The 14041-nt window shown below is 30.3% G+C and carries 10 protein-coding genes and 1 rRNA gene (1 of these 11 only partly in view); 8 read left to right on the top strand and 3 right to left on the bottom strand.

The annotated features are described in order from the left end of the window. Positions 1–99 precede the first annotated feature (99 nt). The 3 genes from PG913_RS06035 to PG913_RS06025 all read right to left on the bottom strand — a co-directional run bounded on the left by PG913_RS06035 (position 100) and on the right by PG913_RS06025 (position 4793). Entirely contained in the window at positions 100–3081 is a 2982-nt protein-coding gene (locus tag PG913_RS06035) for a DEAD/DEAH box helicase (protein WP_271232062.1), read from the bottom strand. A gap of 73 nt (positions 3082–3154) precedes the next feature. Further along, complete coding sequence (locus PG913_RS06030; protein ID WP_271232061.1) at positions 3155–4174, bottom strand: helix-turn-helix transcriptional regulator; 1020 nt, start codon at positions 4172–4174, stop codon at positions 3155–3157. Between the two features lie 205 nt (positions 4175–4379). Next, entirely contained in the window at positions 4380–4793 is a 414-nt protein-coding gene (locus PG913_RS06025; protein ID WP_271232060.1) for an HD domain-containing protein, read from the bottom strand. A gap of 268 nt (positions 4794–5061) precedes the next feature. Between PG913_RS06025 and PG913_RS06020 the strand changes: the two genes are divergently transcribed. From PG913_RS06020 to PG913_RS05985, 8 genes are all read left to right on the top strand, one after another. Beyond that, entirely contained in the window at positions 5062–6399 is a 1338-nt protein-coding gene (locus PG913_RS06020; protein ID WP_271232140.1) for an RtcB family protein, read from the top strand. A 180-nt stretch (positions 6400–6579) separates the two neighbouring features. Further along, complete coding sequence (locus PG913_RS06015; RefSeq protein WP_271232059.1) at positions 6580–6876, top strand: hypothetical protein; 297 nt, start codon at positions 6580–6582, stop codon at positions 6874–6876. 761 nt (positions 6877–7637) lie between these two features. After that, entirely contained in the window at positions 7638–9029 is a 1392-nt protein-coding gene (locus tag PG913_RS06010) for an RtcB family protein (RefSeq protein WP_271232058.1), read from the top strand. A 1-nt stretch (position 9030) separates the two neighbouring features. Beyond that, positions 9031–9414: a hypothetical protein gene (locus PG913_RS06005; RefSeq protein ID WP_271232057.1), complete on the top strand. Its 384-nt coding sequence runs from the start codon at positions 9031–9033 to the stop codon at positions 9412–9414. Then, positions 9306–9692 carry a peptide chain release factor-like protein gene (locus tag PG913_RS06000; RefSeq protein WP_271232056.1) on the top strand — a complete coding sequence of 129 codons (387 nt, stop codon included), beginning with the start codon at positions 9306–9308 and terminating at the stop codon, positions 9690–9692. Before PG913_RS06005 ends, PG913_RS06000 begins: the two co-directional genes overlap by 109 nt. A gap of 103 nt (positions 9693–9795) precedes the next feature. Next, positions 9796–10287 (top strand): tetratricopeptide repeat protein, encoded by a 492-nt coding sequence (locus tag PG913_RS05995; protein ID WP_271232055.1) that lies wholly within the window; start codon positions 9796–9798, stop codon positions 10285–10287. 142 nt (positions 10288–10429) lie between these two features. Beyond that, on the top strand, positions 10430–12436 hold the full coding sequence (locus PG913_RS05990) for a GTP-binding protein (RefSeq protein ID WP_271232054.1): 2007 nt from the start codon (positions 10430–10432) through the stop codon (positions 12434–12436). A 621-nt stretch (positions 12437–13057) separates the two neighbouring features. Next, positions 13058–14041: ribosomal RNA gene (locus PG913_RS05985) — 16S ribosomal RNA — on the top strand; it runs 534 nt beyond the window's last position.

The following is a 14041-nucleotide window of genomic DNA, read 5'->3' as shown; positions in this document are numbered from 1 at the left end:
GATAAATCAGGATGCGAAACTGAAATAAATTCAGTTTGACGGATTCGTTTTTTTAGCTATAAAACATTTTTAAATGAAATTTAAACAGGTTCTTAAATATTACTTTTCCATTTCATAAATATTTAAATGTTTTTTTAAAATTCCAGACGGCGTATTTTTTGTTTCATCAAAAATTCGAGTATCACCAAATAAAATAAAACTATCTTTTGCTCTGGAAACCGCTACATTTAAAATGTTAGGTTTGTTATCTTTTTCAAAAAATAAAGTTCCCTCATCTTCGTTAGAATACACCGAACTGAATAAAATAATGTTACGCTCAGCACCTTGTAAGGCGTGAACTGTTCCTAGTTTGATGTTATTAACTTTAAAACCTGCTTGGGTTAAAGCTTGTGATAATTCTCCTTTTTGACTAGCGAAAGGCGTAATAATTCCTAAAATATTTTCAATGTTTTCAACTTTATAAGCCTCTTGAATTTTTTCTTTATTTTGTTGTAACCAAGTAATAATTGCTTTTACCTCGCTAATATTACAGCGACTATTGAATTTACGTTCGCTAATTCCTGCCACGTGATACGCCATCATTGACGGGAAAATTTGATTCTCTTTAGCTTTTCCTTTCATTGGTTTTAAAATACCGTTGTAGGCTAATTCATTACAGAAATTAATAATTTCATCGTTACATCTTCGGTGTTCTAATAAAACTAATCCTTGTACTTTTTCTTCGGATAAAGGAGTTTCAAATTCACAAGCATTTTGTGCCATTTTCATAATACTTCCGTTAGAAGCTAAAAATCCGATGTTTTTTAAATATGCTTCATCTTCTTCATTTTGAAGCATATTAAGCGTAGTTAAATTTCCGATATCAATTTTATTAGGAATAGACCAAATAGGTTCAATTTGTTTTAAATCGCCAATAACAAATGCTTTTTTAGCTAAAGAAAACATTGGAATACTTACCTCTGGAGTTACTTGTCCAGCTTCATCAACAATTAAAAGGTCTAAAAAATTGTATAAAGGTAAATAGTCGAAATCAGGTTTTCCATTTTCATTTTCACCCAAAAATTGACTGTATAAAAAATGACTAGGAGCCATATAAAAAGTAGCTACAAAACAAGGCGTTAGCATTGCTCTTCGTTTCCATTTATTTTTAATCGAATTTTCGCCAGTACCTTTTTCGGTGTCATTATTCAGCGCATATTTTGTAGCAATTAACCAACGAGCTTCCCAATAATGAACAGCGAATAAAAAAGATTTATGACGTAGTTCCATATCTATTTCATCATAAAAAAATCGTGGAGTATGATTATTTGAATTTATTTTCTCATATTCATTTTTCCACATTTGAGTTTCAGAAATATATGGAAATCCTTTGATGTTATTTTCAGATTTCCAATTTTTTAGCTGTAAATTTGATTGTAAAGCCATATTTAAGTTGGCAATACATTCTTTTATAAACGAAATAGCGTTATCATAATTTTCAATGTTTTTTTCTGATATTTTAAAAATAACTTCTGAATTATTTTCAGAAATATCAGTATCAATTTTAAAATATTGAGTTATTTTTTGATAAAAATCATTTTGTTTTATCGTAGATTTTAAACGAGTTATTATAGTACGCCATTCTTTTAATTTTGCTATTTTAAAAATATCTTTTTTTATATAATCATCTTTATTTAAAAGAATATTATTAATATAATTGATGCTATTAATATAATCGCTTGAAAAATTGGTGCCTTCAATTAAAGTATTTTCAATGGTAATTATTTCGTCTTGCAGATAATCGCAAACATCTTCTAACGAATTTGTTTCGGCATTAAAATAATGACAATAATTAGTTAAAAAATAATATTCAGCTTCATTTAAGTATTTTTCATTTTCTAAATCACATAAAGTTCCCTCATTACCAAATATATTTCCCTTTAAAAAATTAATATCTTTTAAAGATTTTTCATTTTTAGAATTTGAAGGTAAATAAGTTGCGTATCCGTTAAAATTTGGAATCCAACGAGCAGATAATTCTTCTAACGAACTTTTAGAGTTTATAAAACTATCAATAATATTAGTAACCGCTTGATTATTGTTAGAACACGCCAAAATTACGGGCGCATCTTTTCCTTCAATAGCGGATTTTACAAATTCAGTAGCAACTAAACTTTGTAAAAGTGTTGTTTTACCCGTTCCAGGAGGACCATTTACGGCAGTAATGGCATTTTCTTCGGAAGTTAAATAGGATAATAATGTTTTACGTTGACTTATAGATAACGGAAATTTATTAGACATTTGCCCTAAATGCAATTGATTGTAATTTAAAAAATCAGCATCTGTTACAGGTGTTTTTTTATCCTTAGCAAATGGATTTATTATTTTTGATAAAATAGGAATTTCTTCAGTGTTTTTTAATAAGTTTTCATATAAAAAAAGAATACTCTTTGCCGTAGAAATTTTTGAACTAAGAGCAAAATAAGTCAATTGATATTGTGTAGTATATTTTTCTACTTGATAACTTTGTAAGCTATTTGTGGTGATTTGTGAAAATACATCATTTATATATGCCCAATATTCACCCCAAGATATTGTTTCATCTTCATAATCAGCTTGAGGTTCTTCCATATCTTTAGCATCTAAAACGGTATCAATTTCAGAAAAAATAAAATCATTTTTGATGTCAGCAATTGGCGTTAAATAATTACGTACAATTAACGGAAATAATTCTTTAGGTGCTTTTAATTCTCCCGAACGATTTACCATTGCAATTATCCAAAATGGATAAATATCTCGTGGTTTGTGTTTTAAATCATCGTTAGTTTGATATGTTAAATGAAAAGGAGATAAAACTATTTTTGTTTCTTCTACTTTATACCATTTTGGGTCGTCTTTTTTGCTAACACCTTTTATTCGATTAATTCGACGTTCTTCAATATCTAATAATTCATTGGCTTGTTTTGAATTGATAAGTCCATTACTTAAATCAGTTGTTTCTTGTTGAAATAAGTTTTTGATTTTATCAATATCAATTGCTAAATTTTCGCTATCAGATAAACTGTTTTTATAATATTGTAACCAATTTTTTTCGTTATTCACGCTTGTGAAGAAGTACGGAGTTTATAAATTATGTGATAAATAATCAACGAAATTACATTAATTTATTATGAATCTAATAACTAGAATTATTTTCGATATAATTATTACTAGCCTTTTTTAATTTATGAATCATTCGTTTGCGCAAAAAAATAGGTTTATGAACTTCAATAGCATCGCCAAATCCTAAAATTAAACGTTCTAATTCGTAATTCATTTGAACTAAAATATTAAATATAACACCGCCATCTTCGGTATATTTAATTATTCGTTGGCTATTATGGAAAGGTTTGGTGATTACATAAGGTGCATTTATAGCATCGACCCAAAATTGAACACGTTGTGCACGGGTATTTGAAACTGTTACACCAATTACATCTTTGTAATAGGTATCGCCATTAATTTTTAAATCTTTATAGCTGTCATTTTCTGCAATGGTAATATTTAAAATTCTATCGAGAGCTAAGGTTATATTTTTTGTTTTATAAAGCGATAAAACAAACCAACGATTATTATATTCTTTTAATAATTGCGGATGTAAAGTCATTTTGCTTTCTGTTAAAGCTTTAAATGATTTATACGTAATATTTAATGCTTTTTTATTTTGAATCGCATTATAAATAGGGTCAATATATTTTAAACCTTTTAATTTTTCGTTTTTTTCTAAATGAATAATAGCTTTATTTGTTTTTTGAGAAGCATACACAGAGTCTTCTAAACGTTGTAAAACACCGTCCATTTCTTTAAACAATGAAAAATCTTTAAATTGACGTAATACCTGAATTGCTTCATTCATAATTTTTACATCGGTATCAGTAATCGGAATATTTTTAATACTATAATCTGTAGTTGCATACCTATAATATTTACGTTCATATACTTCAATAGGTGCGTTGTATCCTAATTTATCGCTTCGCATTAATTGAATATCTGCTTGAATAGTTCGTTTACTTACGTATACATCTTTGTTTTCATATTCGTATAAAGCATCGGAGCAAGCGGTAATTAAATCGACTAGTGTCCAGCGTTTCATATTGTTTCGTAAACATTCGTCAATTGTTTTATATCTGATAAGCGCATTTTTATTTGCAGCCATTTTTTATTGTTATTTTTTCTGAATTTATTTTTAAAGATGATTTTTGTCAACGTATTAATTTACAATGATTGTAATTCATTACTTAAATTTAATTTTGCCTGTTTTTCATATAAGTTTCTAAAGGTGTCTGTACTATATATAAAAGGTTTGTCAATAAAATGTTGCAATACTTTTTTTCGTCCCTGTTTATATAATATAGTTGGTATTAATTTATATTCTTCTCTAATTTTTTTTTGTAATTTTTATATATTTCTGAAGATTTCCCTAATATTTCTAAATCAAAATCAATGAGCCATTTTGTATCATAATTTAATGCTGTATGTGTTTTTGTAGCTATAATCTGATTTTTTATATCATTTAAAAAAGTATCATTATTATATAGAGAAGTATTTAATGAAAAATTTAACGATGCTAATTCTTGCAAGGCAAAAAGCGCACTTTTTTCTTCATTATCTTTTTTATAAACACAGTAAATAATATCATGATAAAAAATTGAAAAAGCAATAATGTCAGGATGTTCTAATTTTGATTTGTAAGTATCAAAAGCTTTAAAAATTTCGGTAATATGGTTTAAGTTATGATACGTTCTATGTTTTTCGGCATACCGAATAAATAGCACTCCATAAATTATTAATTAAATCTTGATTTTTTGTATAACTGTTAACAAGCTGATAAAATCGTTGTTTTAAGTCCATTTTATAAAATTTATATAAAAATATTCAATAAAAATAGCAAATAATATTTACTGCGCAAAAAGAATGCGCATTTGTGTGTAACATTTGCAGTGTTGTTAAGAAAAAGATATAAAAAGAATATAAATCAGTTGATTTGAATAATATCAAAATAAATAAAAAACATTGAAAATTACAGGAAAAAAATTAATTGAAATGGGATTTAGTTCAGGGAAATGGTTTCCCGAAGCTATGGAATATATCAATATTAATAATTTATCAGAAGAAGAAGTAGTAGCTTATTTAGAGCAGTTTAAAGCACCTCCAACAATTCCATTATTAGAAAATCCTGTTGCTGTTAAAATAAATATAAAAGCAGAAAACGAATTGGAAGAAATTAACGTAGCAAAAGTAGTTAACACTATGGAAACCTTAGTAAAAACGCCTACTATTGTAAATGCTGTTATTATGCCAGATGCTTGTCCTACTGGCGGAACAGGAACAATTCCTGTAGGTGGTGTTGCGGTGGCTAAAAATGCTATTCATCCAGGAATGCATAGTGCAGATGTTTGTTGTTCGGTAATGCTTACAGATTTTGGAAAGATAAATCCGAAGGATGTTTTAGACGCAGCACATTCAATTACTCATTTTGGAGCAGGAGGAAGAGATAGAGATTCTCAATTTCGTTTTCCGATGGATTTATTAGCCGAGATTGAAGGAAATTCATTTTTAAATACTCAAAGAGCTATTTCAGTGGCTCGAAGTCATTTAGGAACGCAAGGAGATGGAAATCATTTTTTGTTTGTCGGGAAATCGAAAAAAACAGGAAATACTATGTTGGTAACACATCATGGAAGTAGAGGTTTTGGAGCTAATTTATATCGTAATGGAATGCAGGTTGCTGAAAAATTCAGAAAAAAAATATCACCAAAAACTTTAAAACAAAATGCGTGGATTCCTTTTGATACCAAAGAAGGTAAAGATTATTGGGAGGCGTTGCAAATCATCAGAAAATGGACGAAGTTAAATCATGAAGTATTACATAACGCAACTTTAGAAAAATTAAATATTAAAAAAGAAAACAGATTTTGGAACGAACATAATTTTGTTTTTAAAAAGGGTGATTTATTTTATCATGCAAAAGGTGCAACTCCGTTAGATGCTTCTTTTATGCCCGATATTACAGGACCTCGTTTAATTCCGTTAAATATGAGTGAGCCAGTTTTAATTGTATCAGGAAATACAACCGAAAATAATTTAGGATTTGCACCACACGGAGCAGGAAGAAATGTAAGTAGAACCGAACATAAAAAAAGCAAAATAGGTACAGTTCAAGAAATTTTTGATGAAGAAACAAAAGGTTTAGATGTTCGTTTTTTTTCTGATGAAATTGATATTACAGAATTGCCATCAGCATATAAAAACGCTACAACAGTACGTAAGCAAATGAAAGAGTTTGGTTTAGGTGAAGTAATTGATGAGGTATTGCCGTATGGTTGTATTATGGCGGGAAATTGGCAAAAAAATGCGCCTTGGAAAAAAAGAAGACGTTAAATCATATCCCGTACAGAGGCAGGTAATTTATTAATTTTTTTTTAACGCTTAAAAATTAAATTTGGAGGTAATAGGTTAATTATCGCATCTTTGCAGTAGTTCATTATAAAAAAAGGTTCTTTTTATATTATGAGATATGTAATTCAATTTTGAGTTACATAATTTATAAAATATAAAAATATGAATTGGAAAATTCAGAAATTAAACGCTGGTGAAACCATTATTTCAAAAGAACCTGGTAATTCTATGTTACCGCTATTAAAATCGAAACAACCCGTAAAATTGCAACCCATCAATTGGGAAGCCTGCGAAGTTGGAGATATTGTTTATTGTAAAGTTCGTGGAAACTGCTTTACACATCTTGTAAAAGGTAAAAATGATAAAAGAGGTTTACAAATAGGGAATAATCGTGGAGGAATAAATGGATGGACTAAAAATGTATATGGAAAAGTAGTAGCAATACTAACAATGTCATAAAACATTAAAAAAACAGGGCAGTAAAATGCTCTTTTATATTTTATAAATAAAAATAATAAAAAAACTAAACCTATGAACTTATTCAAATCACATAAATCGGGCGCTAAACTGCGACTTTTTAAGTTGATGTTTTAGGTATATAACTTTTAAATAATAGTAAAAGCGTCCAAAATTAATTTTTTGGACGTTTTTTTTATGGAAAATTTTATCCTGAATTTCTTCTTTTAAAATAGTCTAGTAAAAACATACATAACAAGGTATCAGTCTATTAAATAATCTGCAAAAAGTGGAGAGGGAAACTAGTGTTTGATTTTAATTTACTTGTGTTTAATTGGTTGATTTACAGGTAAATAATATTTATTTTTATTTGTGTGATTCAAAAAATCATTATAAGTTTGTACCGCAATTATGCAACAAAATAAATATTGAAATAAAACTTTTAGGAATCGTTAACTAATGATTTACCAACGAGAGGTTTTAATATTAAAAAAACGAAGTACAATGTTTAAATATTCAAAAAATAAAAACATACAAAGAGAACTAGGTTCTTTTTCTTGTTTACTTCGCGACTTTCTTCACTGTTATAAATAGCAAATACTATTATATATATGAAAAGTCCGAAGTTTAAAAATTTCGGACTTTTTTTATGGAGTTTATTTCCTAGAGATTTTTCGAAGTTTATATTTCTATTAAAAATAGAAAACTATTAAAGAAATCAACCAAAAGTTGAATTCTAAATAAAAACATCTCAAAATTAAATAATGGGAAATAAGTTAAAAGGAAAAGACCTTATAAAATTAGGCTTTCCAAAGAATAATAGTATCAACATTGCATTAGGTCAAATAAATAGATATCGTAAAAAAGAAAAGAAAGAACGTATTTTAGAAGAAGCTAAGGAGGTGCTTTTATCGCCTGAAAAATTTCAAGGAAATGCAATTTGGGGAAAAGTGGTAGAAGGATTAATAAAACCTGTTGATGTAAAATTTCATCAACTAAAAAATACCCGAGCGCCTTTTTCTATTTACGGTGAAAATGAAATTGATGAGCTTGCAAAATATCAATTATATGATGCTTTAAAATTACCAATAGCTGTACAAGGTGCTTTAATGCCCGATGCACATGCTGGTTATGGTTTGCCTATCGGTGGAGTTTTAGCTACAGAAAATGCTGTAATTCCGTATGGCGTTGGCGTAGATATTGGTTGTAGAATGTGTTTAACGGTATATCCTGTAAAGGCTTCGTACTTAAAAGGAAAAGTACATCAGTTAGAAAATATATTATCTGAACATACAAAATTCGGAATGTATGAAACTCATAATACAAAACATGATCACGAAATATTTGAACGTTCAGAATTTCAGGATATTCCGCTTTTAAAACGCTTAAAAAATAAAGCATACAAACAATTAGGAACTTCGGGAGGAGGAAATCATTTTGTAGAATTTGGAATTGTAACAATTACAGATGAAAAAAATAATTTCGGTTTACCGCTTGGCGAATATGTTGGTTTATTAACGCATAGTGGAAGCCGTGGTTTAGGCGCAAATATCGCAAAACACTATACATATTTAGCCACAAAGCAATGTCCATTACCAAAAAATGTGCAACATTTAGCTTGGTTAGATTTAAATACACACGATGGGCAAGAGTATTGGTTGGCAATGAATTTAGCGGGTGATTATGCGAAAGCGTGTCATGATAATATTCATAAGCGTATCGCAAAGTTGTTAGGAGCAAAGGCGATTGCTACAATTGAAAATCATCATAATTTTGCATGGAAAGAACAAATAAATGGACAGGAATTAATTGTGCATAGAAAAGGAGCTACTCCTGCAAATAAAGGACAATTAGGAATTATTCCTGGTTCGATGACTGCACCAGGTTATATCGTTAGAGGTTTAGGAAATAGTGAAAGTTTAAATTCGGCTTCTCATGGTGCAGGGCGTTTGTTTTCTCGTAGAAAGTGTAAAGAGAAATTTACAAAAAGCGAGGTGAAGCAACAGTTGAAAAATAATGGAGTGAGTCTTATTGGTGGCGGAGTTGATGAAGCACCGATGGCGTACAAAAATATTGAAAAAGTAATGAATAATCAACAAGAATTAGTTGAGGTGTTAGGAACATTTACACCGAAAATTGTAAGAATGGATAAATAATATGGACACAAAAATAATACAATTTACTGCTGCAAAAGGTCCTGCTGAATGTGCATGGGTAGTTGCAAAAGTATTAAAAATGTTTTTAAAAGAGTTGATGAGTACTAAATGTACGTATCAAATTCTTCATAAAGAGGATGGTATTGAAAACGGTACTGTACAATCAGTAAGTATCGAAATTAAAGGAAAAGAACTTTCCGTATTTTTAAAAGATTGGTTAGGAACTATTCAATGGGTTGGAACATCTACAATTAGAAAATTTCATAAACGTAAAAATTGGTTTATTGGTTGTTACGAATTAGAGGAGTATCAGCAAAAAAAATTATTGATACTGAAATTAAATTTCAAGCAATTAGAAGTTCAGGTGCAGGTGGACAACACGTAAACAAAGTAAGTTCTGCTATAAGAGCAAAACATATACCAAGTGGTATTCAGGTTTTGGTAATGGATAGTCGTTCACAACATCAAAATAAAAAAATAGCAATTGAACGATTAAAAGAGAAAATTAAAGAGCATAGCACAATTGAATTAAAATCTGCTGTAAAAATCGCATGGAAAAATCATTTAGATTTAGAAAGAGGGAATCCTGTGCGTATCTTTGCAGGTGTTGATTTTAAAAATCAAAAAAAGAAGCATCTTTTAAATCAAAAAGAAATCAATTAAAAACTGAATTACGAAAACAATTAGAATAATTAAATAAGTGTTCGTTTGAGTGATATTTTTTCAATTGAATTTTTTACTTGAATGAACATAAATAAGAAATAAAATGGGAACAGTACCAAATAACTACGTTTTTAAAGCATTAGATTCTTTTCATTACGATACGGAAGAAACCGTAGTGGCTTTAAATTATGCCTTGTCTTATGATGCTGAAAACACAATGGCATTAACGTTAATGGGACGTGTATATAGTGAAAAATTATATGATTATACAGAAGGTATTTTATATTTTAAACAAGTATTAGCGATTAAAATAAATGCTTTTGAAGTCTATGAGCATTTTATAAATGCTTTATTATGGAATGAAGATATGAAAGAAGCTGAAGATTTTATAGATTTTGCGTTAACTGTAAAAGGTGCTGATAAGGCGGTTTTATATAGCAAAAAATCAGTATTGTATGAAAAATTAAAAAAGTATAAAAAGGCATTGTACTTTATCAAAGAAGCTAAAGAGCATACTTTTAATACAGCTTTTATGGAAATAATTACCGAACAAAAAAAACGTATTAAAGATAAGATGCCTAAAAAAAGAAAATAAAATCTGTTAAAAAAGAAACATCAAAAATAACAGAGAAAATTATAGAAGATAAAAATGAAGCACAATCGGAATAATTAAAAAATAGTTTTAGGTATTATGAAACTAAAATAATAAGTGCTTTTTAAAAATTACATCAAATTTAATGAATAAACCAACTATAAATATTGGAGTTTTGGCGCACGTGGATGCAGGTAAAACAACCTTAACAGAACATTTTTTATATAATTCAGGAGCAATTAGAACTCTTGGAAGTGTAGATAAAGGTTCAACAAGTACTGATAGCTTAGATATTGAAAAAGAACGTGGTATTTCTATAAAAGCAGCAGCAACGTCGTTTGATTGGAAAAATACCAAAATAAATTTAATAGATACACCAGGGCACGTTGATTTTTCAAGTGAAGTAGAACGTGCTTTATGTGTGGTTGATGCTGTTATATTACTTGTTTCAGCTGTAGAAGGTGTGCAAGCTCATACATTGAATATTTGGGATTCATTAAAAGAACTACAAATACCAACTTTTATTTTTATCAATAAAATAGATAGACAAGGAGCTGATACAGAATCGGTAATTAAACAGTTGGAAACCGATTTAAAAGCAAAACCTGTAGTTTTATATGCTTCTGAAAATGATGGTCTTCCGAATGCTAATATTGTATCTGTTTTTAATCCTATTAATGAAGTTAATGAACCAGATTCTGAAATTGATGAGGTTAGAGAGAAAACAATAGAACATTTATTAGATTTTGAAGAGGAACTGTTAGAATCCTTTTTAAATTCAGAAGTTATTACTGATGAAAGGTATTTGAAAAGTATCCGTAAATTAACTATTGATACTAAAATTACGCCTATTTATACAGGAATTGCAAAAAATAATATTGGTGTTACAGAATTATTAGATGGACTTATTGCTTTTTGCCCTACTTCTAAAATAAATAAAACAAAAGACCTTTCGGCATATGTTTTTAAATTAGAACATCATAAAGTTTTTGGTATGATGGCACATGTAAAAGTGTTTTCAGGAGAATTATCATCTAAAATTACGGTATATAATCATACACAGCAATTAGAAACTAAAATAAATCAGACTAAGCAATTATCAGAAACAAAGTATGTTGATAACATTATCTTATCTGCTGGTGATATTGGCGTTATTACAGGTGTTTTAGGAACAAAAGCAGGCGATGTTTTAGGAAGTCCTGATGGAATTCCTATACTTCCTCAATTACATATTCCTGTACTTACTGTCGAGGTTATCCCTGAAAATAATGCGGATTATAATGACTTAGCAAAAGCCTTAGAACAATTAGATAGAGAAGACCCTTCTTTAAATTTTAAATGGTTTCGTGCTGAAAAAGAATTACAGTTATTATTAATGGGACAAATGCAAATTGAAATATTATCTCATGTTTTAAAAGAACGTTTTGATATTGTTGCAACTTTTACCGAGCCACAGGTAGTCTATAAAGAAACGATTAGTAAAAAGGCTGAAGGGTATATTCGTTATTGGATGCCAAAACCTTGTTGGGCAATTATGACTTTTTTAATTGAACCTGCTCCGTTAAATTCGGGGATTAATTATAGTTCTATAGTTTCTCAAAACGATGTACATATTAAATATCAAAATGAAATAGAACGTACCATTCCAAAAGCATTGGCACAAGGAATTTTAGGGTGGGAGGTTACTGATGTGAAAATAACTTTAATAAAAGGTGAGGATCATAATATCCATTCTCGCCCGGGTGATTTTAATTTAGCAACTCCTATGGGAATTATGCAAGGTTTAAAAAAAGGAGGTACACATTTACTAGAGCCAATTTTAAGTTTTGAAATAAAAGCGAATGAAGCGCTATTAGGAAAAGTAGCATCTGAATTAAGTACTAGAAGAGCTACTTTTGATACGCCAAAATTTACAGGTGATGTTTTTAGTCTCAAAGGAAAAATTCCTGTAGCTACTTCGTTGGATTTTAGTATCAAGTTAAATACGATATCTAGCGGAAAATTACGTTTGCGTTTGCAGTTTTACGGTTATGATGCTTGTCCTAAAAATCAAGGTGCAATCCGAGATTATAAAGGTGTAAATCCATTGGATGAAGCACAATGGATTTTACACAGGCGTGGTGCTTATAAAGCTGATGAACGAGTGATTTAATTAAGTTTATAAAAATTTTTGAAGCAATTTCCTGCTTTCCGCACTCGCTTTTTTTATTTTTTCAAAAGAAAAATAAAAAAGAGCTCAAACAAATGCTTCAATCAGGGCTAGACATTTGTACTAATTTTTAAATTTCAGACATATAATTAAATACTTTTTTTAAAGAAAAAAGTAAATAATCAATTGATAATCAGTTGTTATTTAACTTAATTGAAAATTAATGAATAAAAAAGCTTAAAAATACAGAAAAGAGTCTTATATTTGTAGCTCGTTAATAGGTTGTTTTAGTGTAGGTAGTTCATTTAGATGCCGTTTTTAAATTATTTAAAAATAAGTTAAGTTTAACTTGTTTGCAACCGATAAAAGAATGTATATTTGCAACCGCTTTCAGAAAGCGTAACGATCAAGAAAATTTGGAAATGACAATATAAAGTCAGTTAGTTCGATTCTAACGTTTCTACAAAAAATGATAAGATTATTCTTATCTCTGGTTTTTTTTAAAAAGAAAACTAGGTTCATTGAAAATATTGAAATTGACAGCGTAAATAAGAGTAGAATAACCACAACTTCTAACGAAGTTAAATTCTTTTGAAACTTATTCATTAATATTATTTAAAATATACAATGAAGAGTTTGATCCTGGCTCAGGATGAACGCTAGCGGCAGGCTTAACACATGCAAGTCGAGGGGTAACAGGTAGCTTGCTATGCTGACGACCGGCGAACGGGTGCGTAACGCGTATAGAATCTGCCTTGTACAGGAGGATAGCCTTTAGAAATGAAGATTAACACTCCATAATGTGTAGAAGAGGCATCTCTTTTGCATTAAACATTTATGGGTACAAGATGACTATGCGTCCTATTAGCTAGATGGTAAGGTAATGGCTTACCACGGCAACGATAGGTAGGGGGTCTGAGAGGATTATCCCCCACACTGGTACTGAGACACGGACCAGACTCCTACGGGAGGCAGCAGTGAGGAATATTGGTCAATGGAGGCAACTCTGAACCAGCCACGCCGCGTGCAGGATGACTGCCCTATGGGTTGTAAACTGCTTTTATACAGGAAGAAACCGATCTACGTGTAGATCCTTGACGGTACTGTAAGAATAAGGACCGGCTAACTCCGTGCCAGCAGCCGCGGTAATACGGAGGGTCCGAGCGTTATCCGGAATCATTGGGTTTAAAGGGTCCGCAGGCGGTCAATTAAGTCAGAGGTGAAATCCCATCGCTCAACGATGGAACTGCCTTTGATACTGATTGACTTGAGTTATATGGAAGTAGATAGAATAAGTAGTGTAGCGGTGAAATGCATAGATATTACTTAGAATACCGATTGCGAAGGCAGTCTACTACGTATATACTGACGCTGAGGGACGAAAGCGTGGGGAGCGAACAGGATTAGATACCCTGGTAGTCCACGCCGTAAACGATGGATACTAGTTGTTGGACTTCGGTTCAGTGACTAAGCGAAAGTGATAAGTATCCCACCTGGGGAGTACGGTCGCAAGACTGAAACTCAAAGGAATTGACGGGGGCCCGCACAAGCGGTGGAGCACGTGGTTTAATTCGATGATACGCGAGGAACCTTACCAGGGCTTAAATG

Source organism: Tenacibaculum pacificus (genome assembly GCF_027941775.1).
Lineage (GTDB): Bacteria > Bacteroidota > Bacteroidia > Flavobacteriales > Flavobacteriaceae > Polaribacter > Polaribacter pacificus_A.
This window is presented reverse-complemented; position numbering and strand designations above follow the sequence as displayed.